The sequence below is a fragment of the Amphritea sp. genome (assembly GCF_050300915.1).
Lineage (GTDB): Bacteria > Pseudomonadota > Gammaproteobacteria > Pseudomonadales > Balneatricaceae > Amphritea.
Window position 1 is genome coordinate 48,835 of sequence record NZ_JBNKYN010000001.1, and the last position, 25,512, is coordinate 74,346.

A 25,512-nucleotide genomic window follows, 5' to 3' on the forward strand; every position below is an offset into this window, starting at 1 on the left:
AAGACAAAAATGTGCGGCCTGAGCCGCACATTGATTTAGCCGTCACCGTTACTCGTCGGTGTCACCCTCTGGCGTCTCAGAAGGTTCTGAGGCCCCACCGGTGTCTGCCGCATCAGAGACATCCTCCAGCGGCTCACCGTCGACCAGCTCACCGTCAAGCATATCATCCTCTGATACTTCAGGTTCCTCTATTCGTGCAACACCGACCAGGTTTTCATCCTCCGCCACGCGGATAACACGAACCCCCTGAGTGTTACGACCCAGCACGGAAATCTCATCACCACGGGTACGCACCAATGTGCCCTGATCACTGATCAGCATCACATCATCGCCTTCAAACATCTGTACCGCACCAATCAGCTCACCGTTACGGTCGGTACACTGCATCGCGATAACACCCTGACCACCACGACCGTAGGTCGGGAAATCCTCAACCGCAGTCTGCTTACCAAAACCATTGATACTGGTCGTCAGAATACGTCCATTTTCCTGAGGAAGAATCAGTGAAATAACCTTCGCATCACCCTGCAGCTTAATACCACGAACGCCGCGAGCGGTACGTCCCATCGGACGAACATCATCTTCCGCAAAACGAATCGACTTACCCTGACTGGACACCAGCATCACCTCAGCGGTACCGTCAGTAATAGCCGCACCAATCAGCGTGTCCCCTTCATCCAGTGCCAACGCAATCAGCCCCGTAGAACGCGGACGGGAGAAGTTCTCCAACGGTGTTTTCTTCACCGTACCATTGGATGTCGCCATAAACACGTAGTGCTCATCGGCATATTCGTTCACGGTCAGGATAGTGGTGATGCGCTCACCCTCCTGCAGCGGCAGAATATTGACGATCGGACGCCCCCTGGCGGCACGACTGGCTTGCGGAATCTCGTACACCTTCAACCAGTACACTTTACCCAGGTTAGTGAAGCAGAGAATCGTGTCATGGGTGCTGGCAATCAGCAGTCTCTCGATAAAGTCTTCGTCTTTCACCGCCGTCGCAGACTTACCTTTACCACCCCGGCGCTGGGCCTGATACATGGTCAGCGGCTGAGTCTTGGCATAACCACCGTGAGAGATGGTCACCACCATATCCTCTTCAGCGATCAGATCAGCTACCGTAAAGTCTTGCTGAGACGCGATGATATCGGTGCGACGCTCATCACCAAACTCTTCAACAATCAGCTCCAGCTCTTCACGGATAACTTCCATCAGTCGCTCAGGGCTGTTCAGAATCGCCAGCAGCTCAGCTATACGCTCCAGCAGTTCACGATATTCTGCGATCAGCTTGTCATGTTCCAAACCAGTCAGGCGATGCAGACGCAACTCAAGGATGGCCTGAGCCTGCGCCGGTGACAGATGATAAACACCCTCATGCATACCGTATTGTGCTTCAAGATCTTCCGGACGGCAGGCATTCTCGCCCGCACGCTCCAGCATCACCGTCACTTCACCAGGCTGCCACGAGGTTGCAATCAGTCGCTCTTTAGCTTCCGCCGGTGTCGGAGAGCTCTTAATCATCTCGATAACGGCATCAATGTTGGCCAGCGCAATCGCCAGACCTTCCAGGATGTGCCCGCGCTCGCGTGCTTTACGCAGCAGATAAACGGTACGCCGGGTAACCACTTCGCGGCGATGACGAATAAAGCATTCAAGAATCGACTTCAGATCCAGCGTACGTGGTTGCCCATCAACCAGCGCCACCATATTGATACCGAAAACGTTCTGCAGCTGGGTCTGAATAAAGAGGTTGTTAACCACCACTTCAGAATTTTCACCCTTACGCAGCTCGATAACGATGCGCATACCGTCTTTGTCAGACTCATCGCGCAGCTCGGTAATCCCTTCAAGCTTCTTCTCTTTAACCAGCTCAGCGATCTTTTCGATCAACCGCGCTTTGTTAACCTGATACGGAATCTCAGTAAAGATAATCGACTCTTTACCGTTCTTATCATTGGTCTCAATATGATGTTTGGCACGCAGATAGATCCGCCCACGGCCAGTCTGATAGGCCTGCAGGATACCCGCACGGCCATTGATGATCGCCCCGGTCGGGAAATCCGGTGCCGGAATATATTCCATCAGACCATCAATACCGAGATTCGGGTCATCGATCAGCGCAATACAACCGCGCACAATCTCGCCGAGATTATGCGGCGGTATATTGGTCGCCATACCCACCGCGATACCAGCAGAACCATTCACCAACAAGGTTGGAACCTTAGTCGGCATGACCGCAGGAATCTGCTCCGTACCATCATAGTTGGGCACGAAATCAACGGTTTCTTTATCCAGATCGGCCAGCAGTTCGTGCGAGATCTTCGCCATGCGGATCTCGGTATAACGCATCGCCGCCGCCGAATCACCATCGACAGAACCGAAGTTGCCCTGACCATCAACCAGCATATAACGCATCGAAAATGGCTGGGCCATCCGTACGATAGTGTCATAAACCGCACTATCACCATGAGGGTGATACTTACCGATTACGTCACCTACCACACGGGCAGATTTTTTGTACGGCTTATTCCAGTCGTTGCCCAGTTCACTCATGGCAAACAGCACCCGACGGTGTACCGGTTTTAGTCCATCCCGTACGTCTGGTAACGCACGCCCCACGATTACGCTCATGGCGTAATCCAGATATGACTGCTTCAGTTCATCTTCGATGTTAACTGGCAGAATCTCTCTGGCTAAATCACCCATAATAGCTCTGGCTATCCTTGAATCTGACTGCTGAGAATTAAGTGGTTAAACCCACCTTTAAAGCGGTAAACCATAAGCCCGCGAGTATACCATAAAGAAATCGCAATATTCTCGCAAAATTAAGACCTTGGACCCCTGAATCAGGGTTCTGCGCAGTTCCCGATCAGACAACCTGTATTCGCCTCTCCAGCAGTGCTAGAATGGCGCTGAATTTTCACCAGACACCAGCCTTTGGCAGCTAATTATGACTGACATGCAGAACAATACCGGCGCAAATATCGACCCCCAGGAAATTGCTAAATTTGAAGAACTGGCGAGCCGCTGGTGGGATCGTGAAAGCGAGTTTAAACCACTGCATGACATCAACCCATTACGGGTCGACTTTATTGACCGCATTGCTGCCCTCAATGGCAAAAGCGTACTGGATGTTGGCTGCGGTGGCGGCATATTATCTGAAGCGATGGCACACCGCGGTGCTGAAGTCACCGGTATCGACATGGGAGAAGCCCCCCTTAAGGTGGCTAAATTGCACGGTCTGGAAAGTGGTGTCAACGTCTCCTACCGCCAGGTGACCGTGGAACAACTGGCAACCGAACAACCGGCAAGCTTTGATATCGTCACCTGTATGGAGATGATGGAACACGTCCCTGATCCCTCTTCTATTGTCGATGCCTGCAGCCGACTGGTTAAGCCTGGCGGTTTTGTCTTTTTCTCTACCCTGAACCGCAATCCTAAAAGTTACATGATGGCCATTATCGGGGCGGAACACCTGCTAAAACTGGTACCAAAAGGCACTCATGACTTTAACAAGTTTATCCGCCCTTCTGAACTGGCCAGCTGGATACGTCAGAGCGGCTTGCAGAGTCAGAAAATCACCGGATTGACTTACAATCCGCTGAGCAAAACTTACAAACTCAACGACAAAGATGTTGATGTAAACTATATGATCGCGACCCGCAAGCCGGACTAAGGGATGAAGACTCTTCTACCAGAAGCAGTGCTATTCGACCTGGACGGCACGCTACTCGATACTGCACCGGATTTTCACTATGTGATCAACCTGCTGCTGGCTGAACAGAGCCACCCTTCCGTCAGCTATGAGTTCATTCGCGGTTATGTCTCCAACGGTGCCCGGGCGATGGTCAGCGCAGCCTTTCAGACCAACGAACAGGCCGATGACTTTGAGTTTCTGCACCAACGGATGCTGGAACTCTATCTGCAACACCTGAACATTAAAACCAAACCGTTCGCAGGCATTCCCGAACTTCTCAGATGGCTAGAGGAAAATACAATCCCCTGGGGAGTTGTCACCAATAAACCCGAACGCTATACAACACCGGTAATGCGAAGCGTCAACCTGCAACCTGCAGCCGCGACGGTTATCTGCCCAGACCACGTCAAAGAGAAAAAGCCCCACCCGGAAGCACTATTCCTGGCCTGCAATCAACTGGGCATCACACCCGAGCGCACGGTGTATATCGGCGACCATCGCAGGGATATTGAAGCAGGTCTGAATGCGGGCATGCAAACCATCGCTGTCAGTTATGGTTATCTTGACGAGGGCGAAGATATTACCCACTGGAACAGCCATTTTCAGGCAGATCACGCCAGCGAGATCCGCCCCATACTTGAAACACTTTATCGCCACAACTAAGCGATCAGACAGAGGAGCGGTCATGTACGAATATCAGGCACCGGAGAACTTACTGCAAGGCAAAATCATCCTGGTTACCGGCGCTGGCAGCGGCATCGGACGAGCAGCAGCCCTTAGCTATGCGGCTCACGGTGCTACCGTCATCCTGCTCGGCCGCACTGAGGAAAAACTCGACGCAGTCTACGACGAGATAGACGCCGCCGGTTATCCTCAGGCCGCGATTATCACCCTGAATCTGGAAACCGCAGAGGAGGTCGCCTTTGATAATCTGGCCGCCACTCTGGAGCAGGAGTTCGGCAGAATCGATGGTATTCTGCACAACGCCAGCATCCTCGGCACTCGCACCCCGATCGAAAGTTATGACCCGGTTGTCTGGCAGCAGGTTATGCAGGTTAACGTCAATAGCGCTTTTATGCTGACACAAGCCCTGCTCTCACTAACCAACGACTCAGAAGATGCCTCCATCATCTTTACTTCATCCGGCGTCGGCAGAACCGGCAAAGCGTTCTGGGGAGCCTATGCGGTCTCCAAATTCGCGACTGAAGGGATGATGCAGGTACTGGCTGACGAACTGGAGTACAACCCCAATATCCGCGTGAATGCGATCAACCCTGGCGCCACCCGTACCGATATGCGCGCCAGCGCCTATCCTGCTGAAAACCCGGAAACCAACCCGACGCCGGAAGAGATAATGCCGCTTTACCTCTACCTGATGGGGCGGGACAGCCGCGCCGTAAACGGTCAGTCCCTTAACGCCCAGTAAAATTGCACAACGATCAGGCATAAAAAACCCCCAGTGTTGGTTGTCCAACTACTGGGGGTCACTGCAACCTGAAGCTGCATTTTTTCTATCCGCGACGAATATCTTCGCACCGACTAACGCTCAGACTTTTTCGGCCCTACCGAGCGGCGCGTCTTCTGCCGCTTAGCCCGACGCGCAGCACTTTCCTGATCCTGCACCGAGAGCGGCTTATTATGCTTCTGCTTCATGTCCATCATGCTCGAGAGCATATTAATTTCTTTCTGGGACAGCTCCTTCCAGTGCCCTGCTTTCACCTCACTGGGCAGAAAGAAGGGCCCATAACGCACCCGTTTCAAACGACTGACCTGAACCTCCTGAGACTCCCACAAGCGCCGTACTTCGCGATTACGCCCCTCCATAATGCAGACGTGATACCACTTGTTAGCCCCCTCGCCATTGAAGAACTGCACATCGGTAAAACGTGCCATGCCATCATCCAGCAGAACGCCTTTTTTCAATCGTGCGATCATCGCCTCATCGACATCCCCCAAAATTCTCACCGCATACTCGCGGTCGATATTGGCTGAAGGGTGCATCAGATTATTGGCCAGCTCACCATCGGTAGTGAACAACAGCAGCCCAGAGGTATTTATATCCAGCCGACCAACCGCAATCCAGCGCCCCTGCTTAAGCGGCGGCAGATGATCAAACACTGTCGAGCGCCCCTCGGGATCGTGTCGGGTGGCAACCTCGCCCAGCGGTTTATTATAAATCAGTACACGGCGCTCACTGTCGCGCTCGAACACCATTTTTTGTGCCTGCCCGTCAACCTCAACTTCATCCCGAACCGAGATTCTGTCGCCGAGCGTTGCAACCTGACCGTTAACTGAGATACGGCCAGCTTCAATCCAACGTTCCATCTCACGACGTGAACCTAATCCGGAACGCGCCAAAACTTTCTGAAGTTTTTCGTCTATCACGACGCATCCTCACATTAAGAAGCCTGCACTCAGACTCCTGATAATAAAATAAACAAAAAAGCTCTTCGGCGTAGCGCCGAAGAGCTTTTCAATAATAGCGGAAACGACAGATTAAATTAAGAAGTCATCTTTGGTTTTGCCCTTGGCAAATTCAGCCTGAAACGCTGCTGGTGTACGACCACGGCCAGACCACTGGTGCACATCACCATTTTCATCGGTTACCTGGTATTTAGGCGCAACCTTTTTCTTAACCGGAGCATCGACCATAACCATCAGATCATCAAGACCGATGCCAGCTTCCTGCATACTCTGTTTAATGGCTTCAATTTTTTCAGCCCGCTCACGCTCAACTGCCAGTAACTCCTCTTCCTTCGCCTGTTTTTCTTCCAGGATCTCAGTCAGATCAGCAATTGCCTTTTCAATATCAGCACTGGAAAGTTCATTGCACTGTTTACGCAGTGAGTTTTTACGGGTAAGAAGTTTTACAAAGTCGGTCATTATAAATCACCAATAAAAATAAGTTTGGGAACAGAAGAATTATTAATTAAGATATACTATTTTTCAATAAAAAAAATGAATTACGTTTATTTATTCAAAATCTGACACATCACCAGAACCCCGACGAATAACGACGGGCACATCATCAACGAGATTAATGACGGATGTTGCCTCCATTCCGCAATAACCACCATCAATGACAAGATCAACTTCATGCTGTAACAGATCCCTGATTTCATAGGGATCAATAAGGGGAAGTTCTTCACCCGGCATAATCAGCGACGTACTCATTATCGGCTCACCTAATGCTTCCATTAGTTGTAACGCAATATTATTTTGAGGAATTCGCAGACCTATTGTACGCCTTTTCGGATGCAATAACCGACGTGGAACCTCTGTCGTTGCATTTAAAATAAAAGTATAGGCACCTGGAGTCATCGATTTTAACAGACGATACACTGAATTATTTACTTTGGCGTAAGTCCCTATCTCAGAAAGGTCACGACATACCAGGGTAAAGTTATGCTTATCATCCAGTTTACGAATGCGCTTAATCTTCTCCACTGCCGACTTATCGCCCAGATGGCAACCTAAGGCATAAGCACAATCGGTAGGATAAACAACGACTCCACCATTTTTTATGATATCGACAGCCTGACTGATCAGACGTGGCTGGGGATTTTCAGGATGTATCTGAAACAGCTGGCTCACAGGAAAACCTTCTACAAAAGTTAATAAATCTATTTTACTTAAAACTCAGTTAATGCTGAAGCAGTTTAGAAAGTACATGGAGATTATTACTGCTATAACGGGGATATTTTCCAATTCCAGTCCAGTGAAACTGCTTTTTATGGAAATCACTGCCCGCCGACACCATCATTTTATGCTTTGATGCCAGCTTATCCAACTGCAACATATGGCCAGACTCCACCCCGGGATAGCTTATTTCAATCGCATCACCACCCTGCTCAGAAAAGCTATCCACCAACAACCTTACTTTAGTAAAGGTCATATTATACTTAGTCGGATGAGCCAGAACAGCAACACCACCCGCCTGGTGAATAATATCTATCCCTTGTGCCATTGTTGGCCAGTCGACTTTTACATCGCCAACTTTGCCCGCACCTAAATATCGGTTAAACGCTTGCACCTCATTATTTACAACACCCGCCTCTACCATGGCCAGTGCAAAATGAGGGCGGCCAATCTGACCATTACCCGCTAATTCAATCGCCCGGGGTAAAAGATCCGGAATATTGCGTTTACAGAGTTTCTCGGCAATCAGCCCTGCCCGCATCAGCCGCAATGCATCAAGCTGTTTCAGGTAATCCAGCAACGCCGGATGGCATTCATCAAAGCCTAAGCCAATGATATGCACCATACTGCGCCCCCACTGGCAGGTCAGTTCGGTACCTGCAACCGCAAGAATGCCATATTCTGGCGCAGCCGACTTTAACTCTGCGACACCAACAACCGTATCGTGGTCGGTAATCGCAAATACGCCAACCCCTTTATCTGCAGCCCCTTTAAGCAGCTCCGCAGGCGTCAGTTCACCATCAGAGAAACAGGAATGACAATGAAGGTCACTGAAAGGCAATTCCTCACAGGTTTCGGGTTTATAACTCAACTGGCTCACTCTATAATCAACCCACTTCCTAACCAAAAAAAGTTGCTATGAAAATATTTCTCGATTTCTTACCGGTCATTATCTTCTTTATTGTCTACAAAAGCACCGACGATATTATTCTGGCAACCGCCGTGCTAATTCCTGCCACCCTATTACAGATGCTCTATACCTGGATAAAAACTCACAAAATAGAGATGATTCAGCTGGTCACGCTGGGGCTGGTTGTGATTCTTGGCGGTGCAACCGTATTGTTTCAGGACAAGACATTTATTCAGTGGAAACCGACCGTCGTCACCTGGCTATTCGCAGCCGCCTTTTTGGGCAGCCAGTTTATTGGTGAGAAAACTATTATTCAGCGACTTATGGCCGGTACGATTGATATGCCAGCCAATGCCTGGAAACAGCTGAATATCGCCTGGATCATATTCTACCTAATTTTAGGCGCTGTAAACCTTTACGTAGCCTACACTATGAGCGAGGAAACCTGGGTTAACTTCAAGCTGTTTGGCATGCTCGGCCTGACAATGGTGTTCATTTTGCTACAGGGCTTTTATATCTCCAAACACATTAAACCTGACAATAACGAAAACCATAGCGATAACTAAGGACCATACAATGCTTTACGCAATTATCTGTGAAGATGAACCGGGGACACTTGAACAGCGCATGGCTACACGGCCTGACCATCTGGCGCGGCTGGAAGCCCTCCGCGATGAAGGAAGACTTCTGGTGGCCGGCCCTCACCCGGCAATCGACAGCGAAGACCCGGGGCCTGCAGGCTTTACTGGCAGCCTGGTCATCGCTGAATTTCCCTCGCTGGCAGAGGCACAATCCTGGGCTGATCAGGATCCGTATAAAAAAGCAGGCGTTTATCGACAAGTGATGGTAAAACCATACAAAAAAGTTTTACCATAGTGTCTCTTTTAGGCTTAAATGCCCGCTATCAGCACAACCTGTTTAAGTTAGGTTCAGGTTGAACTGGTATAAATAGGCGACAAAAGAACGAAATTACAACATAAGGATGTAAATGATGAAGAAGCTTGCACTTTCTGCCGCTCTGGCTCTGACAATGGGAATTTCTGCAGTAGCTAATGCCCACCCAACCAACGCCGGTTATGCTACCACCTCTAACGACACTGTCTGGAAAACCAGCTATGGTGAGTGCTGGCAGCACAGCTACTGGACTGAAGAGGATAAAACTGTTGAGTGTGGCGCAGAGCCAGTCGCAGCTGCACCTGCTCCAGCCCCAGCTCCAGCCCCGGCACCTAAAATGGTAACAAAAATGATTGACGCTCAAGAGAGCCACATCATTTATTTCGACTTCGACAGCAGCAAAGTCAATGATGTTAGCGCTATCGTAAACTATGTGGGCTCCCTGGCTAAACTGAACTCTATCGAGCTGAAAGGTTACACTGACTCCATCGGCACCAACGCATACAACGATGCGCTTTCTAAGCGTCGCGTTGAAGCAGTAGATGCAGCTCTGGTTAAAGCCGGTATCGAAACCAGCAAAGTAGTATCCTACTCTTTCGGTGAAGCGAATCCTGTTAAGGTATGTACTGACACAGGCGCATCTCGTAAGGCTTGTCTGAGAGAGAACCGTCGCGTAGAAGTATCTATCAGCGGCCAGAAACAGATCAAAGTACAGCAGTAAAAGTACAGCAATAAAAGTACAGCAATAATCGCTGCCAATAATAACCTTACCGCACTGTAGCCGTAAGGTTTGCTATAAACCGGAGCTCATACAAGCATACTGTATGATCTTCGGTTTTTTTATATCATTTTTATACCGCATCAACGCCAGGCCTGGAGACAAAAACACTACGCAGAGGCCTGTTTCGCGCCACAAGCCACACAACAGAGAGATATCTGTTGCAGAAAGGTATATACCACACATCAGCCACCCCCTGAAAATCACCAGCAACCACCTTAAATCACTGAGCGGTGAGAACAAGCAGGCACAACTCGACACCCTTCGATTACAGATAATACGGTCGATACCGAAACCGAATGCGCTGCATAGCTTTCAAAGGAGCTGGGATAACATTGACAGTGTCGCGGTTGAGGATTGACTAGCCGCAGGTTTACCGACCATAGTGGACTTACAACAAGGCTATATTTGGGTACACCGATGAACAGACCAAAAAGCACCACACCCGGAAACAATAATGGCAATGGCTTGCCCGGCTGGCTTAACTGGCTCCCCCTTGGCAACGTTGCCTCAATCTCAGCTGAGATCGCCTCGCAACAGATTGATGACTATCTGTTTATTGATGTACGTACGCCAATGGAATTTAATAAAAGTCATATTCCCGGTGCCATTTCATTGCCACTTCACAGCCTCAATGCCGAGCGGATAAGTGAACTGCCGACGGATAAACCGGTCATCTGTATCTGCCTCTCAGCCCATCGCAGCAAACCCGCGACCCGTAAACTCGCTAAGGCCGGTTTTGATGCTCAGGAACTTAAAGGTGGTATGCTGGCATGGTGGAAGCTGAAACTCCCGTTAGAAGAGCAGACCTGAAATGCTCCATCCACCAGCCTGGCTATTTACACCCTTCTAATAAGCTCTGCTACTTATTAACAACTTTCTACGTATTAGCTCTTTAATCTAATAGCCTTCCCACTCAAAAGCGCTCCAGCTCTGTTCAAGCGACAAATTGACGCATGCGCGCTTCTGTCACACCTCCCACCAATCGTCAGGCTTTACCATAGCAGCGTCAAAATCACTGATGGAATGTAAGGTTATGAAGTACATGAAAGCATATGTGTTGTTGGGAGTCTACGGCGTATCAGCACCGTTAGCAGCAGCTACAAATTCTGTTGATAACACCATCGTTGTCACCGCGACACAGGTAGAGCAGTCAATACAGGATGTGGATGCCTCAATTGAGGTTGTCACCCGGGAGGAGATCGAATCATTTTCCAGTCGCAGCCTTGCCGAGGTTTTGAAACAGAGTACCGGCCTGGAGGTCACCGACGGTGGCTCCAGCTCATCGGTTTCTATTCGTGGTTTCAATAGTACACACACGCTCATTCTGGTTGATGGACTGCGCCGGACTGAGAAATACGCAGGCAACAACGTCAATAACATCTCGCTACAAAACATTGAACGTATCGAAATTGTGCGGGGACCAATGTCAGCACTCTATGGTTCCGATGCCCTGGGGGGTGTCATCAACATCATTACTCAAAAAGCGGACAAAGACCTGTCACGAATCCGCCTGACCCTTGGCGGAGCCGAATCACCCGCCGGACGAGAAACGGTTATTGTGCATGCCAGCCGTGATTTTGTAACCGCTAGCAGTAGCCATAGCCTGGGGATCGAATATAAACAGCGCAACCCCTATGAAAACGATAACGGCACCCTGAATGAGGAACAACGCACCTTCCTTAACTATCGTGGCCGGTATGATCTGCGGGATGATATTCAGCTAACCCTGGGGGCAGAGTATCTTGACCAGAACGACAAAAAAGCTGACGACAGCGGCAGGTTTGAATCAGAAAAGCGCTATCAACTCAATGGCCGCTATACACAGCAGTTCGATACGGATCAGTTTGATCTGGATCTCTCCCAGGGTTATAGCGATGCGCTGGTCAACCGGGGCTCCGGAGAGGAAAGCACCGACTTCAGGCAAACTCAGCTGGAGGGGCGCTATGCGGGCCTGTTCAACGACATCCACCTCTATAATCTCGGTGCGGGCTACCGCCAGGACGATGTCGATATCAGCATCAACACCCAATCCGTTGATCGTGATAACTACTACCTGTTTTTGCAGGATCAGTGGAGCCTGACAGACAGTGTTAACCTGACCGTCGGTATTCGTCATGACAACTACAATGATTTCGGAAGCACAACCAACCCCCGCCTGTCCCTCTCCTGGAGCGATGGGCCATGGAAAATAAGAGGGAGCTACGGTACAGCATTCAGCGCCCCCTCTCTGGTGCAGATGTACTCCACGTTTACCCGCAACGGTTATGGCACCAGCATCATCAATGGTAACCCGGATCTGCAACCAGAAGAATCGGTCAGTTATGAGCTTAGCCTTGGATATCAACTGGATCGCGGTGCTCTGGAACTAACACTGTACCGCTCCGATGTAGACCAGCTGATCGCCGCAGAACTGAATAGTACATCAGGTGTCTGTCCTGGCTTTAGCTGTACCAAAACCTACCTGTACACCAATATTGATAAAGCGACACTGGAAGGTGCAGAAGCAACCCTTTCCTATGCTTTGACCGATCAACAGAAGCTCAGCGGATCACTGGAGTATCTGGATGCCAGAGATGCCACTACCCATGAACGTCTGACCGAACGTGCTCGTTGGCAAAGCCGGGTATCCCTTGACTCAGAATGGAGTTCTGCATGGTCGAGTAGTATCAGGTTTCGCTATACGGGTTACTACTACGCTACACCCAGCAATTTAATGTCACCCTATGACTCACACTTTACCACGGTGGATACCCATCTGAACTACCAGCTCAATCACTCTGTGCAACTGATGGCAGGGATCGATAATCTGCTTAACCGGGAACTGCCGGAGAATATGGAGCTACGCGGCACGCCACAAGATCCGGGGTCGCGCTATTACTATGCGGGCATCGATCTGAGCTTTTAAAAGCCGGAGACTGTTATCAAAAAACGCGCCAACAGGGCGCGTTTTTTCTCTCTGCCTGACGCCTGAATAACGTTATCAGGCTGGCAACGCAACAGCTAGCAGATTACCCCACCCATACCCGGGCGTTACGGAACATCCGCATCCAGGCGCCATCCTCTTGCCACTGATCCGGCGCCCAGCTATTAGTTACCGCACGGAACACCCGTTCCGGATGAGGCATCATGATAGTAACCCGGCCATCGGTGGTGGTCACACCAGTGATCCCCACAGGCGAGCCATTCGGGTTAGCTGGATAGGTTTCAGTCACCTTGCCGTAGTTATCCACATAGCGCAGCGCTACCGTACCAGAGCTTTGTAGATTCGCCAGATGGGTCTGATCAGCAAACTCGGCACGCCCCTCACCATGAGCCACCGCGATTGGCATCCGCGACCCAGCCATTCCCTGAAGGAAGACAGACTGACTTTGCTGCACCTCCACCATCGCCACCCGGGCTTCAAACTGCTCGGACAGGTTGCGAGAGAATCGAGGCCAGTGATCACTGCCTGGAATCAGTTCTTTCAGCTGTGACAGCATCTGACAGCCGTTACAGATTCCCAGCGCGAAGCTATCATCGCGATTAAAGAACGCCTCAAACTGATCCCGTGCCCGGCTATTGAACAGAATCGATTTAGCCCAGCCTTCACCCGCGCCCAGCACGTCACCGTAAGAAAAACCGCCACAGGCAACCAGGCCTTTAAAGCGGTCCAGATCGATCCGTCCCTCGAGAATGTCACTCATGTGCACATCGACGGCAGCAAAACCGGCCCGGTCAAATGCCGCCCCCATCTCGATCTGACCGTTAACGCCCTGTTCACGAATAATCGCCATCTGCGGCCGTACACCGGTCTGAATATAGGGCGCTGCCACATTGTCGTTCTGATCAAAGGTCAGCTCGGCAGTCAGACCCGGATTGTGCTTGTCCAGCAGCCCATCAAACTCCTGCTGGGCACAGACTGAGTTATCCCGCAGAGACTGCATACGGTAAGAGGTTTCCGCCCAGGTACGCTGCAGTGTGGTACGGGACTCAGAGTAGATCTCTTCATCATCGAAATGAACCCGCAACTCGTCGTCCATATTAACCGATCCGATCACCTTGGTGATTTCGGCCAGACCCGCTGCATTCAACTCAGTCAGCACACGTTCGATATCATCGCGTTTAACCTGAATCACCGCACCCAGCTCTTCTGAGAACAGCGCCGCAGCAAATTCAGAACTGTCAGTCGCCAGCATATCCAGATTGATGTCGACACCGGTATGTCCGGCAAATGCCATCTCGGCAATGGTGGTAAACAAACCACCATCGGCACGGTCATGGTATGCCAACAGCAACCCCTGCTCGTTAAGTTCCTGAATAGCCGTAAAGAAGGCAACCAGTTGTTCAGGGTCATCCACATCAGGGACATCCTGGCCCACTTCGTTGTACACCTGCGCCAGCGCAGACAGACCCAGCCGGTTCTGACCGTTACCCAGATCCAGCAGGATCAGGTCGGTGTTTTCAATATCGGTTCGCAGTTGCGGTGTCAGGGTTTTGCGGACATCCAGTACCGGGGCAAAACCGGTAATAATCAGCGAGGTCGGCGCGGTTACCGATTTATCTTCACCGGCATCGTTCCATACGGTACGCATCGACATGGAGTCCTTGCCTACCGGAATGGTGATTCCCAGCTGTGGACACAGCTCCATACCCACCGCTTTAACGGTGTCGTAAAGTTTTTCATCTTCACCCGGATGGCCCGCAGCACACATCCAGTTAGCAGAGAGTTTGATATCGATAATGTCGCTGATGCGGGCGGATGCCAGGTTGGTCACGGTTTCACCCACCGCCATCCGGCCAGACGCAGGCGAATCAACCAGCGCCAGCGGCGTCCGTTCACCCATAGCCATCGCTTCACCCGCATAGGTATCAAACGATGCTGTCGTTACCGCACAGTTAGCCACCGGCACCTGCCATGGACCGACCATCTGATCACGCGCTACCTGACCGGTAATTGAGCGGTCACCGATGGTAATCAGGAACGACTTTGAAGCAACTGCGGGCAGATTCAGCACCCGTTTAGCCGCTTCTTTAAGATTAACGGTGCTGGCATCAAAGGCAGGGACTTCATAGCTGATACGATTAACCGAGCGGTGCATTTTAGGCGGCTTGCCAAACAGTACGCTCATCGGCAGATCAACCGGCTTGTTGCCAAAATGGGCATCGCTCAGGGTCAGATGTTTCTCATCCGTAGCAGTACCAACAATCGCATAGGGACAACGCTCACGGGCACAGATCGCTTCAAAACGTGCCATATCTTCAGGCTGTACCGCCAGCACATAGCGTTCCTGCGCTTCGTTACACCAGATCGCCAGCGGAGACATACCTGGTTCATCATTATTAACGTTGCGTAGCTCGAAATTACCGCCACGACCGCCATCTTTAACCAACTCAGGGAACGCATTGGACAAACCACCAGCACCCACGTCATGGATAAAGGCGATCGGGTTCGCATCACCCTGCTGCCAGCACTGATCGATCACTTCCTGACAGCGCCGCTCCAGTTCCGGGTTATCCCGCTGTACCGAAGCGAAATCCAGATCCGCAGAGGAAGTACCTGAAGACATTGAAGAGGCAGCGCCACCGCCCAGACCGATCTGCATCGCAGGGCCACCCAGACAGATCAGTTTGGCACCGACTTCGATCTCACCTTTATCAACGTGATCCGTACGAATGTTACCGTAACCACCGGCGATCATGATCGGCTTATGATAACCACGCACCTCTTCACCCGCCGCGCCGTTAACCTTTTGTTCGAAGGTACGGAAATATCCATTCAGCGCCGGGCGACCAAATTCATTGTTGAACGCCGCGCCGCCGATGGGGCCTTCCAGCATAATATCCAGCGCCGAGACGATCCGTTCAGGCTTGCCATAATCAGATTCCCAAGGCTGTACAAAGCCCGGAATTTTCAGGTCAGACACCGTAAAGCCAGTCAGACCCGCTTTTGGCTTAGAGCCTTTACCGGTCGCACCCTCATCACGGATCTCACCACCGGAACCGGTGGCTGCACCGGAGTGCGGCGCAATCGCGGTCGGATGGTTGTGAGTCTCAACCTTCATCAGGATCTCAATGCTTTCCTGATTGTAGCCATACTCTTTGGTCTGAGGATTAGGGAAAAAACGCCCCGCCTCTGAACCCACCATCACTGCGGCGTTATCAGAGTAAGCAGAAAGAATATTCTCCCCCCCCAGCTCATTGGTATTACGGATCATCGCGAACAGCGATTTCTCCTGTGCTTCACCATCGATATCCCAGGAAGCGTTGAAAATCTTGTGCCGACAGTGCTCAGAGTTTGCCTGAGCAAACATCATCAGCTCTACGTCTGCCGGGTTACGCCCCAACTCGATAAAACTGTCGACCAGATAATCGATCTCATCATCCGCCAGAGCCAGACCCAGATCGGTGTTGGCTTTCACCAGCGCATCACGTCCACCCGCCAGAATATCCACCAGTGTCAAAGGGGCTGGCTGATCAGCACGGAACAGTTGTGATGCATCATCGACCGCGTTAAGCGTCGCCTCAACCATGCGATCATGCAGCACAGCACGCACCTCATCCAGCTCCGCATCGCTCAGTGGCTGCTCAGAATGCACAAAATAGGCAGTCCCGCGCTCCAGTCGTTTGATGCTCTGCAGTCCGCAGTTTCTGGCGATATCCGTCGCTTTAGACGACCAGGGAGAGATAGTACCTGGACGGGGTATGACTAAAATCAATTGACCTGATGGCTCTTCCACTTTAGCTTTAGGGCCGTAGCAGAGGATACGCTCAAGCGTGTTACGCTCCTGATCCGACAGATTTTTTTCCAGGTCCGCGAAATGCATATACTCACCATAAACACCGGTGATATGGGCAATTCGTGATTTCAGGGCAGACAGCAGCTTATCGTGACGAAAAGCAGAAAGAGCAGGCGCTCCACGCAGTACCAGCATGTTAGTTTCAAGCCTCTTGAGTGTGTCTAACAGATAGGTTGTATGTAGGAGAAAATTAAGGCCGAATTTTACTGAAATAGCGGATTGGTTACCAGAAAAAGCCCATTTTCTTATGCGAATAAATTTATTTCACGTTAAAGAGCTACTTTTCCTACTGATTTCAGTGTCGCTTTTCGCTGCACTACTGCTCTATAACCAGAGTAATCATACTCAGCTTGATTCGATCCAGAAAACCGGAATACTCAGGGTTGCCACCCGCAATACACCGACAACCTACTATCAGGATAACAACGGTGAACCCACCGGATTTGAATACGAGTTGCTCAAGGCGTTTGCCGATTACCTGGGTGTCGAACTTGAGCTGATCATCCCGGATACCTTTGGTGATATATTCACCCTGGTGAAAAATCGCAGCGCACATATTGCCGCAGCCGGACTGACCATTACCGAGGAACGTAAACAGAGTTTTCGCTTCTCACCCGCATACGCCTACTCAACGCCAACACTCATCTACCGTGTTACCCAGGGCAAACCTGAGCCAAAAACAATTGCAGACCTTGAGAACAAAAGCATCAAGGTGATCGCGAATAGCAGCCATGCCGAACTGTTACGCTCCCTGAAAAAAACCTACAGCTATCTGAAGTGGCAGGAAACCACTACCAGCAGTGTCACCGAGCTGCTTGAAGATGTCTATGAGCAGGAGATCGACTATACCGTCAGTGATGATCTGATATTTGACGCCCAGAAATCCTATTTCCCCGGACTGAAGAAATCACTGGTTCTGAGTACACCCAACCCGGTTGCCTGGCTGCTGATTAAGCAAAGCGATCAGAGTTTGCAGCGCGCCACTGAACGTTTTTTTGAACGTCCGGCAACCCAGGACCTTCTGGTCAAATTGAAAAAGAAATACCTCACCCGACAAACCAGACTCGGCTATGTTGATATTGAAACCTTTCGCGGCGATCTGGAAACCCGTTTTTGTAACCTGGAACAGTATTTCATGATGGCGGAACAGGAGACCGATATCGACTGGCGCCTGCTCGCCTCCATCGCCTATCAGGAATCCCACTGGAACCCCAATGCCGTGTCACCTACCGGAGTAAAAGGGATCATGATGCTGACACAGGCTGCAGCCAAAGAGGTCGGCGTCAAAGACCGTACCGACCCGGTTAAAAGCATCATGGGCGGCGCCCATTATCTGAAAAAAGTGATGGGTAAGATCCCTGACAGAATCCAGGGAAAAGAGCGCATCTGGTTTGCACTGGCCTCGTACAATATCGGTTATGGTCATCTTGAAGATGCCCGGGTCCTCACCGCCCGGGCGGGCAGGGATCCCGACAAATGGAGTGATGTCAAAGAGTTCCTGCCACTGCTCACCCAGAAAGAGTATTTCCAGACCGTTCGCCATGGATATGCCCGGGGTTATGAGCCCGTTCTCTATGTCAAAAACATCCGCAACTATTATGACCTGCTCGACTGGGAGCTGCGCAAAGCCAGGATTGAAGCGGCTAAACCGCCACTGAGCCCAGCCGAAAACGAGGGCGAAATCGTCATGCCGGGACAGCCTCAGGATAATGGTGCAGATGCCGTCCAGGAGATGATTGATACCATCCCCTCAACACTTTAATAACGTTGATTTGATGGGGGTTCCGCGCTCTTTTTTCATCAATCGCACCAGCGGATCTCCACATCCGCCGAAAAGCCAATTACAATGCTTGCCTAAACTATCTGCAGAGTAAGCCTGACCCCATGTTTCTTCGACTTATAACGATACTTGTCGCCGGACTAACTCTCAGCATGGGTGCACCTGGATTTGCCGAACCAGCAGACCCGTTGTCACTCTATACGACAGAAACGCCGCCCCAGGCAGAAAGCGCATTAACGTCGGCACCGACAAGTGTTGCGGACGAAAAACCAGAAACCGGCAACCCTGACGTAAATCCAGCCCCGCCCCCCTCCCTGCAGACGCTAGACAAAGTCTCCGATACACCAGCGACCACGGCGGCCAGAACTGACGTTCCGGACAGCACCGCCCCGCAAGAAGACAGCCAGGCTGCAGTAAAAACGCCCCCTGCAACGGCGCAAACAGAAACCTCAGAGGCGGCCCCCCCAGCAGAGAAAAGCCTAGTCACTCAAGCAGAAACAGGCCCTGATAAGGAGGTCATCGAAATCTGTAATCGGATCGGTGAAAAACTAAGCAGCGTCTCCGCTGAAGAGTGCCTTAACGCAGCGTTTGCGCCACCACGCTTCTACTCAAACCATCATTTACCCCTGCTAGAAAAACATTTCCCGGCATCCCCAAAGCGGGAAGATGCCCCCAGAATCCTGTTTCTCGGTGGTATCCACGGCGATGAATACTCCAGCGTCAGTATCTCATTTAAATGGTTGAAAATTTTGCAGGAAAGTCACAGCGGGGTGTATGACTGGCACTTTATGCCCCTGACTAACCCGGACGGGCTGTTGCAAAAAAAATCCACCCGGGTCAATGCCAACCATGTCGATCTTAACCGTAACTTTATCCCTGCTGAAACCGCAATTGATCCTATCGAACACTGGCAAACCTACGCCAAAAAACGAGCCCGCTATTACCCCGGTGCCAAACCCCTGAGCGAGCCGGAAACCCAGGCGATTCACTTACTGATTGACGAGTTACAGCCAGATATTATCGTTTCAGTTCATGCCCCCCATGGGATATTGGATTATGACGGCACCATCACACCACCACGCAATCTCGGCCCGCTTCAGCTGAAACAGCTTGGCACTTACCCCGGATCACTCGGCAACTATGGCTGGTTTGTCAAACAGATCCCGGTAATGACCATCGAACTGAAGCACGCAGGCATCATGCCTAAACAGCATGATATCGACAGAATGTGGGCTGATCTGATTCAGTGGATAAAACAGCGTACCGAAGGTGATGGCACCCTGTTGGCACGCAAAGAAAGTATGCGTGAGAAAAAGCCTACGCTATAGCCGTGTTTAAAAGCTCATCATTCAGATCGGGTAGCGGACGCTTTTTCGGCAAGCTTGGCAGCCTTTTTCTCCGAGCGACGCTGACGAAAGAAAGCACTGATGGCATCGCTGCACTGTTCCGCCATCACCCCTCCGGTATATTCAGGCCAGTGATTCATCCATGACTGATCAAACATCAGAGCATTACTAATAACGGCACCTGCCTTGGGTTCAGACGCACCAAACACGACCCGCTTTACCCGCGCATGGATAATCGCTCCGGCACACATGGTACAGGGTTCAATGGTGACATAGAGCGTCGCCCCCGCTAAACGATAATTAGCGATCTTCGCAGCCGCCTCACGCAGCGCCATTATCTCAGCATGAGCGGTTGGATCATGGCCGGAGATCGGCTGGTTCCAGCCCTCACCGATGATCGCCCCATTCAGCACAACAACGGCGCCAACCGGCACTTCGCCAGCATCAGCGGCTCGCTGTGCCAACTGCAGCGCATGCTCCATCCAGTGTAAATCGTCGTCTTGATTCATAGAGTGCAATATAACAAAAAAACCTCCGGACAGCTGTCATCTGATCTGCCTGAAAAATATATTTCACTTATCTTTAAGGACGTTGCGAAATAAGCCCCTCCTGTTGAGACAATGTACGCTGAAATCTTCTCAGAGATCATCAGGATGGTTCCTTTTGCACCTGAATACCCTTATATCCAACCGTTCGCCCCCGCATTACGCTGATAAAAATTACTCCTCTCAACCTTCTGTTTCTCCTGAACTGTTTCCAGTTACCCGCGTCGATCTCGCAACTCCTGCTAACTCCTCGGGTTGCCCCCCTGTAGAGAGGAGCCTCCGTTTGCGCCTTCTATGCTATGTTCGGTGGCAGACAGACGCCCCGGATACAAATCTATAAGCTATACTCATCCATGCGTTACGCAGACAACAAACGCAATAAGTCAGGGTGGAGCCGTCTGGCAAGATATCTCTTACTGCCAATTGCCCGGATATTTACTCAGTTTGAAATTCATTAAAGGAATAAGTGCATGAAACCAATTAGAAAACAGATTTCACAACTGGCGATTGTTGCCGTCGCAGCAACAGCGCTGATTCCACTGACCGCGACGGCCGAAGGTTATCTGGTCGACAGCAACGGCAAAAACGTGATGAGCAGTGATGGTCTGTGCTGGCACATCAGTGAATGGTCTCCAGCCAGTTATCGTGAGCCCTGCGACCCGGCTTACAAACCGGTAGCTGCGGTTGTTCCAGCCCCCGTTGTGTCCCCAACACCAGCACCAGCACCAGCGCCAGCGGCACCGTCACGCAAAAAAATTAGTTTTTCAGGCAGTACGTTGTTTGCTTTCGACAAGTCCGCACTGAAACCTGAGGGCATGGCGTTGATGGACGACCTGGTGCAACAGCTTAACAGTGCAACCTATGAGACCATTGAGGTCACCGGCCACACCGATCGCATCGGCTCCGAAGTATATAATCAAAAGCTCTCGGAACGCCGCGCACTATCAGTTAAAGACTATCTGGTCAGCAAAGGGATTCCGGCAAACAGCATTACTGCGATAGGGAAAGGTGAAACAGCCCCCTCCGAAACTGGTGAATGTAAAGGGATGACCGTCTCAAGAACCAAGGCCTGTTTACAGCTCGATCGCCGTGTTGACATTGAGATGATAGGTACCAAACCGGTCGCCGGTAGTAACTAAATAGTTGTCACGCAGGAGCATTAAGATCTGTCAGGGATGACGCGTTACAAACCAGTTATACCAGTAGAGGGAAATGACACAGGTAATTTCCCTCTGCGCCCCTGATGAGAAAGACCAATAAGAATCACGATCAACAAACAAACCTGAACCATGGATTTAAGCTATACATTCCATTCTTCCTCGTTGGCTGGGTGTTGCTCAATTTTTTCCAGCTTCCGGCCTTCACTTCTTGCATTGATCAAACCCGGCCAGGTCGGGGCATGCTGCCGCAGCGCTAAAATTCCCGGACAACGTCCTTATCGGTGTGAAGATGGGGAACCTGCAACACAGCCCCCACAGAACCTGATAGGGCTGTGTTGCTTCGCGCATCACTGCACCTGAGTCAGTTTCGCCAACGAAGGGCAAGGGACCGAATCCAGCTTAAAGCTGGGGATCAGGACATTCAGGAAAGGCACTGCCAGCCACTCAACGTCTTCCGTATTGGGGCGCACTTCAACACAGGTGGTTTTACCGGCGTGGAACTCAATATTCTGCGACGACGAGACACTCCCCTGTGCTTTCACCGCAAACTCATGCCAACCGGATGTCATCGGGTAGCGGGTGTACTCCTTCTCGCCCAACTGGGTAAAGTAGTCACCGCCACCTGAACCCAGATAGGCATCGGCCAGCTTGGCCTGCAGAGACGCTTGCCGGAAAAAGAGCACCTCGGCATTTTTCTCCCCCTCCCCGGCCATCGGTTCAGAAGAGTTCACGCCAGCGCAAGCGCCTAAGGTAGAGACAAGCAAAGTGCCGAGTATAAGTTTCATCATTTTCATAGATAGTTTCCAGTCTTGTAGTAACGGCTGACGACAGCCATCAGAGCCAGTCGTCATTCAATCCGGCGTCAGAGCCGGAGACAGGGCTATTTCACGATGATTCAGCGTTTTCGTCGTCCTGATCGATCCATCAGAACCTCAGACTGCTCAAATAACAGACAAAATGAGCATTTAAAGCGAGATTTTGTACTAACAGGCGCTTGCTAAGCGCTTGCGGTACTCACCCGGAGTCACCCCCTGATGCTTTTTGAAAGCGCTGTAAAAAGCCGATTTGGAGTTGAAACCGGACGCCATAGCAATATCGAGCACAGTCATTCCGGTCTCATCCGCCTGCTGCAACATCGCCAGCGATGACTCAATCCGATGCCCGTTGATGAAATCGAAGAAGTTCATCTGCAGTTGTTGATTGATCACCTGAGAAAGATAGTGTGCCGAAATATTGAGCATCGCGGCCAACTGCGGCAGGGTGAGCTGATTGTCGAGATAGGGGCGCTCAGATAACATCAGCGCTTTCAGCTCCTCTAACAACGCCTGCGACAGCTCCATCGACAGCGGAGAGTTACTGTACTTATTATCGGCAGATGACGAAGCAGCGCTCTCAGCACGTGTCTTCTCCGCCCTCCCGATCCCGCCATCGAGTTCACCGGCACCGGCTTCATTCACAGCTGGCTGCCCGGCCCCGGTCACGACAGCCGATGTCGAGGATCGAACCGCAGGTACAGAGAGATCCAGGTGAAAGATATGTGGCTGCCGCAGCCCCTTGTAACCCATGGAGTAGATCAGCACCACAAACCCCAGACCCAGCACTGCCTGCAATACCTCTTCCCAGAAAGAGGTTGGGCTCAAGAGTTGCAACACCCAGATTAAGTAGATCGAGATCAAGCCAATAATCAGGTGGCGCAGCCAATCCAGACTCAGTTTATCGGTGTAGGAATAGGTCTCTAACACACGCCGGGCGTGAGCGCGCAGCAGCTTCAGGCTGATAAACAGATAGAGCAGAATCACCAACATGGTAACCGTCTGCTCTATGGGGCCAAAAATCATCCACAGCCACTTATCCCCCACCCTGGGCGCATCGGTTAAAATCCCCAGTTGTCTTTCGCCACTCAGCGTCAACAACGACCAGCTGATGATCACGTGCAGCCCGGCCGGGACGAAGTGAAGCCACTGCCGCCCGCGCAGCTGCGGCGGGTTGGGCAGAGAGAGTTCACGCACATAGAAATAGATGAGCGGCCCGTAGAAGAACTCTTTGGGCCATTGCAGAGTGCGCGCCCATGGGTAAGTCGCCGTCAGGCCAACGTAGTCCAGCACATAGTCGGCCAGGGCCACGGAAAATAGCAGGGTTAACAGCCCCAGATAGCGATTGGCTCTGCGCCGCTCATCATGACTGGAGAGCAGCGCCACTGAGAGCATTACCCCCTGCGCTGTTCCCAGGAGGTAAAGCACCGCAAACAGTGTGTTCACGCTATACCCCGGTCAGCAACGCCAGCGAGAGCTTTTTATCAATCAATGTGAATCCTGATTATTCCCATTCAATAGTCGCAGGCGGCTTAGAACTGACGTCGTAAGTCACGCGGGATACATGCGGGATCTCATTGATAATACGACTGGAAACCGTTTCCAGCAGCTCATACGGCAGGTGCGCCCAGCGAGCGGTCATGAAGTCGATGGTTTCAACAGCCCGCAATGCAATCACGTACTCATAACGGCGGCCGTCACCGACCACGCCAACCGACTTCACCGGCAGGAATACGGCAAATGACTGGCTGGTTTTGTGATACCAGTCGGCACGGTGCAGCTCTTCCAGGAAGATCGCATCGGCTTCACGCAGAATGTCTGCATACTCTTTCTTAACTTCACCGAGTATACGCACACCCAGACCTGGCCCCGGGAATGGGTGACGGTAAACCATATCGTATGGCAGACCCAGTTCCAGACCAATTTTGCGGACTTCATCCTTAAACAGCTCACGCAACGGTTCAACCAGATCCATCTTCATATCGTCAGGCAGACCGCCAACGTTATGATGGGATTTAATCACATGGGCCTTACCAGTCTTGGCACCCGCAGATTCAATCACGTCAGGATAGATAGTGCCCTGCGCCAGGAAGTTAACCTCAGTCAGTTTTGTCGCTTCTGCATCGAACACTTCGATAAAGGTGTTGCCAATAATTTTTCGCTTGGCTTCAGGATCTTTTTCGCCCTGCAGACGGCCCAGAAACAGCTCTTCTGAATCGGAACGAATAACCTTAACGCCCATGTTCTTGGCGAACATGTCCATTACCTGATCACCCTCGTTCTTACGCAGCAAACCGTTATCAACAAACACACAGGTCAGCTGATCGCCAATCGCTTTATGCAGCAATGCCGCCACAACCGATGAATCCACGCCGCCAGAAAGGCCCAGCAGTACTTTCTGATCGCCTACCTGGTCACGTACTTTATCAATCAGATCAGCGATGATATTAGCAGGGGTCCAGAGGGCGTCACAGCCACAGATTTCGCGAACGAAACGCTCCAGAATACGACCGCCCTGCTTAGTGTGGGTCACCTCAGGATGGAACTGCACGCCATAGAAATCTTTGCCCGGATGGCACATCGCCGCAATTGGCGCACTGGCGGTGCTGGCGATTACGTTAAAGCCCTCTGGCAGGGTTCCCACCTTATCACCGTGACTCATCCAGACATCCAGCAGCAGGGAACCATTATTGGCAATCTGATCTTCAATCCCTTCCAGCAAACGGCTCGGACTATCTTCCAGACGCACCTTGGCATAGCCAAACTCGCGCTGATCAGAGGTCACAACACTGCCACCCAGCTGTTCAGCCATGGTCTGCATACCGTAGCAGATACCCAGCAACGGGATACCCAGTTCAAACACGAGTTGGGGCGCGCGCGGTGAGTTACACTCAGTAACGGACTCCGGGCCACCAGCCAGGATAATGCCCTTGGCACTAAATTCCCGGATCGCCGATTCATCCATATCCCATGGATGAATCTCACAGTAGATGCCGATCTCTCGTACACGACGGGCGATTAACTGAGTATATTGCGAACCGAAATCCAAAATCAGAATTCGTTGAGCATGAATATCTTGTGACATTTCGATGACTCCGAAATCATCGCCAATACCCATTCAGGTTTACTCTGGCGATTGGCTGTTTTAGCAGCGTGTTAAAAAAGAAAAAGT

Annotated in this window: 21 protein-coding genes; 11 read left to right on the plus strand and 10 right to left on the minus strand. The window is 51.2% G+C overall.

Annotation, left to right across the window (positions count from 1 at the left end; all coding sequences use genetic code 11):
- Positions 1-48: 48 nt before the first annotated feature.
- The gene (gyrA, locus tag ACQY8X_RS00250; RefSeq protein WP_428033132.1) at positions 49-2,706 is read right to left on the minus strand and encodes a DNA gyrase subunit A; all 2,658 of its coding nucleotides are present in this window, start codon (positions 2,704-2,706) and stop codon (positions 49-51) included.
- A gap of 244 nt (positions 2,707-2,950) precedes the next feature.
- Between gyrA and ubiG the strand changes: the two genes are divergently transcribed.
- The 3 genes from ubiG to ACQY8X_RS00265 are packed head-to-tail and all read left to right on the plus strand — an operon-like array spanning position 2,951 to position 5,123.
- Entirely contained in the window at positions 2,951-3,676 is a 726-nt protein-coding gene (gene ubiG, locus ACQY8X_RS00255) for a bifunctional 2-polyprenyl-6-hydroxyphenol methylase/3-demethylubiquinol 3-O-methyltransferase UbiG (protein WP_428033133.1), read from the plus strand.
- Between the two features lie 3 nt (positions 3,677-3,679).
- Complete coding sequence (locus ACQY8X_RS00260) at positions 3,680-4,360, plus strand: HAD family hydrolase (RefSeq protein ID WP_428033134.1); 681 nt, start codon at positions 3,680-3,682, stop codon at positions 4,358-4,360.
- Between the two features lie 22 nt (positions 4,361-4,382).
- Positions 4,383-5,123, plus strand: a complete 741-nt coding sequence (locus ACQY8X_RS00265; protein ID WP_428033135.1) for a YciK family oxidoreductase — start codon at positions 4,383-4,385, stop codon at positions 5,121-5,123.
- Between the two features lie 113 nt (positions 5,124-5,236).
- On the opposite strand, the gene rluB is transcribed toward ACQY8X_RS00265, so the two are convergent.
- The 4 genes from rluB to ACQY8X_RS00285 all read right to left on the minus strand — a co-directional run bounded on the left by rluB (position 5,237) and on the right by ACQY8X_RS00285 (position 8,216).
- Positions 5,237-6,082: a 23S rRNA pseudouridine(2605) synthase RluB gene (gene rluB, locus ACQY8X_RS00270; protein WP_428033136.1), complete on the minus strand. Its 846-nt coding sequence runs from the start codon at positions 6,080-6,082 to the stop codon at positions 5,237-5,239.
- Between the two features lie 111 nt (positions 6,083-6,193).
- Positions 6,194-6,580 (minus strand): H-NS family nucleoid-associated regulatory protein, encoded by a 387-nt coding sequence (locus tag ACQY8X_RS00275; protein ID WP_428033137.1) that lies wholly within the window; start codon positions 6,578-6,580, stop codon positions 6,194-6,196.
- A 90-nt stretch (positions 6,581-6,670) separates the two neighbouring features.
- On the minus strand, positions 6,671-7,291 hold the full coding sequence (locus ACQY8X_RS00280; RefSeq protein ID WP_428033138.1) for an L-threonylcarbamoyladenylate synthase: 621 nt from the start codon (positions 7,289-7,291) through the stop codon (positions 6,671-6,673).
- A 49-nt stretch (positions 7,292-7,340) separates the two neighbouring features.
- Entirely contained in the window at positions 7,341-8,216 is an 876-nt protein-coding gene (locus ACQY8X_RS00285; protein WP_428033139.1) for a PHP domain-containing protein, read from the minus strand.
- 38 nt (positions 8,217-8,254) lie between these two features.
- Between ACQY8X_RS00285 and ACQY8X_RS00290 the strand changes: the two genes are divergently transcribed.
- The 5 genes from ACQY8X_RS00290 to ACQY8X_RS00310 all read left to right on the plus strand — a co-directional run bounded on the left by ACQY8X_RS00290 (position 8,255) and on the right by ACQY8X_RS00310 (position 12,826).
- Positions 8,255-8,812, plus strand: coding sequence for a septation protein A (locus ACQY8X_RS00290; protein ID WP_428033140.1), 558 nt, complete (start codon positions 8,255-8,257; stop codon positions 8,810-8,812).
- Between the two features lie 10 nt (positions 8,813-8,822).
- Positions 8,823-9,122, plus strand: coding sequence for a YciI family protein (locus tag ACQY8X_RS00295; RefSeq protein WP_428033141.1), 300 nt, complete (start codon positions 8,823-8,825; stop codon positions 9,120-9,122).
- Positions 9,123-9,234: 112 nt separating this feature from the next.
- Entirely contained in the window at positions 9,235-9,861 is a 627-nt protein-coding gene (locus ACQY8X_RS00300; protein WP_428033142.1) for an OmpA family protein, read from the plus strand.
- Between the two features lie 477 nt (positions 9,862-10,338).
- On the plus strand, positions 10,339-10,731 hold the full coding sequence (locus ACQY8X_RS00305) for a rhodanese-like domain-containing protein (protein WP_428033143.1): 393 nt from the start codon (positions 10,339-10,341) through the stop codon (positions 10,729-10,731).
- Between the two features lie 223 nt (positions 10,732-10,954).
- On the plus strand, positions 10,955-12,826 hold the full coding sequence (locus ACQY8X_RS00310; RefSeq protein ID WP_428033144.1) for a TonB-dependent receptor plug domain-containing protein: 1,872 nt from the start codon (positions 10,955-10,957) through the stop codon (positions 12,824-12,826).
- Between the two features lie 103 nt (positions 12,827-12,929).
- On the opposite strand, the gene purL is transcribed toward ACQY8X_RS00310, so the two are convergent.
- Positions 12,930-16,832, minus strand: a complete 3,903-nt coding sequence (gene purL / locus ACQY8X_RS00315; RefSeq protein ID WP_428033145.1) for a phosphoribosylformylglycinamidine synthase — start codon at positions 16,830-16,832, stop codon at positions 12,930-12,932.
- 163 nt (positions 16,833-16,995) lie between these two features.
- Between purL and mltF the strand changes: the two genes are divergently transcribed.
- On the plus strand, positions 16,996-18,459 hold the full coding sequence (mltF, locus tag ACQY8X_RS00320; RefSeq protein ID WP_428033146.1) for a membrane-bound lytic murein transglycosylase MltF: 1,464 nt from the start codon (positions 16,996-16,998) through the stop codon (positions 18,457-18,459).
- 170 nt (positions 18,460-18,629) lie between these two features.
- Positions 18,630-19,805, plus strand: coding sequence for a M14 family zinc carboxypeptidase (locus ACQY8X_RS00325; RefSeq protein ID WP_428033147.1), 1,176 nt, complete (start codon positions 18,630-18,632; stop codon positions 19,803-19,805).
- Between the two features lie 17 nt (positions 19,806-19,822).
- On the opposite strand, the gene tadA is transcribed toward ACQY8X_RS00325, so the two are convergent.
- Positions 19,823-20,332 carry a tRNA adenosine(34) deaminase TadA gene (gene tadA / locus ACQY8X_RS00330; RefSeq protein ID WP_428033148.1) on the minus strand — a complete coding sequence of 170 codons (510 nt, stop codon included), beginning with the start codon at positions 20,330-20,332 and terminating at the stop codon, positions 19,823-19,825.
- A gap of 506 nt (positions 20,333-20,838) precedes the next feature.
- Between tadA and ACQY8X_RS00335 the strand changes: the two genes are divergently transcribed.
- Positions 20,839-21,507, plus strand: coding sequence for an OmpA family protein (locus ACQY8X_RS00335; protein WP_428033149.1), 669 nt, complete (start codon positions 20,839-20,841; stop codon positions 21,505-21,507).
- Between the two features lie 368 nt (positions 21,508-21,875).
- On the opposite strand, the gene ACQY8X_RS00340 is transcribed toward ACQY8X_RS00335, so the two are convergent.
- The 3 genes from ACQY8X_RS00340 to guaA all read right to left on the minus strand — a co-directional run bounded on the left by ACQY8X_RS00340 (position 21,876) and on the right by guaA (position 25,425).
- On the minus strand, positions 21,876-22,322 hold the full coding sequence (locus ACQY8X_RS00340) for a hypothetical protein (RefSeq protein WP_428033150.1): 447 nt from the start codon (positions 22,320-22,322) through the stop codon (positions 21,876-21,878).
- A gap of 189 nt (positions 22,323-22,511) precedes the next feature.
- A complete protein-coding gene (locus ACQY8X_RS00345; protein WP_428033151.1) occupies positions 22,512-23,786 on the minus strand; it encodes a helix-turn-helix domain-containing protein in 1,275 nt (424 codons plus the stop codon).
- 58 nt (positions 23,787-23,844) lie between these two features.
- Positions 23,845-25,425, minus strand: a complete 1,581-nt coding sequence (gene guaA / locus ACQY8X_RS00350) for a glutamine-hydrolyzing GMP synthase (protein WP_428033152.1) — start codon at positions 25,423-25,425, stop codon at positions 23,845-23,847.
- Positions 25,426-25,512 lie beyond the last annotated feature (87 nt).

Coding starts and splice junctions, on each gene's coding strand:
- guaA (WP_428033152.1), bottom strand. CDS start 25,425: ATGTCACAAGATATTCATGCTCAACGAATTCTGATTTTGGATTTCGGT.
- ACQY8X_RS00310 (WP_428033144.1), top strand. CDS start 10,955: ATGAAGTACATGAAAGCATATGTGTTGTTGGGAGTCTACGGCGTATCA.
- tadA (WP_428033148.1), bottom strand. CDS start 20,332: ATGAATCAAGACGACGATTTACACTGGATGGAGCATGCGCTGCAGTTG.
- ubiG (WP_428033133.1), top strand. CDS start 2,951: ATGACTGACATGCAGAACAATACCGGCGCAAATATCGACCCCCAGGAA.
- purL (WP_428033145.1), bottom strand. CDS start 16,832: ATGCTGGTACTGCGTGGAGCGCCTGCTCTTTCTGCTTTTCGTCACGAT.
- ACQY8X_RS00275 (WP_428033137.1), bottom strand. CDS start 6,580: ATGACCGACTTTGTAAAACTTCTTACCCGTAAAAACTCACTGCGTAAA.
- ACQY8X_RS00300 (WP_428033142.1), top strand. CDS start 9,235: ATGATGAAGAAGCTTGCACTTTCTGCCGCTCTGGCTCTGACAATGGGA.
- ACQY8X_RS00335 (WP_428033149.1), top strand. CDS start 20,839: ATGAAACCAATTAGAAAACAGATTTCACAACTGGCGATTGTTGCCGTC.
- ACQY8X_RS00340 (WP_428033150.1), bottom strand. CDS start 22,322: ATGAAAATGATGAAACTTATACTCGGCACTTTGCTTGTCTCTACCTTA.
- ACQY8X_RS00290 (WP_428033140.1), top strand. CDS start 8,255: ATGAAAATATTTCTCGATTTCTTACCGGTCATTATCTTCTTTATTGTC.
- ACQY8X_RS00305 (WP_428033143.1), top strand. CDS start 10,339: ATGAACAGACCAAAAAGCACCACACCCGGAAACAATAATGGCAATGGC.
- gyrA (WP_428033132.1), bottom strand. CDS start 2,706: ATGGGTGATTTAGCCAGAGAGATTCTGCCAGTTAACATCGAAGATGAA.
- ACQY8X_RS00325 (WP_428033147.1), top strand. CDS start 18,630: ATGGGTGCACCTGGATTTGCCGAACCAGCAGACCCGTTGTCACTCTAT.
- ACQY8X_RS00265 (WP_428033135.1), top strand. CDS start 4,383: ATGTACGAATATCAGGCACCGGAGAACTTACTGCAAGGCAAAATCATC.
- ACQY8X_RS00295 (WP_428033141.1), top strand. CDS start 8,823: ATGCTTTACGCAATTATCTGTGAAGATGAACCGGGGACACTTGAACAG.
- ACQY8X_RS00260 (WP_428033134.1), top strand. CDS start 3,680: ATGAAGACTCTTCTACCAGAAGCAGTGCTATTCGACCTGGACGGCACG.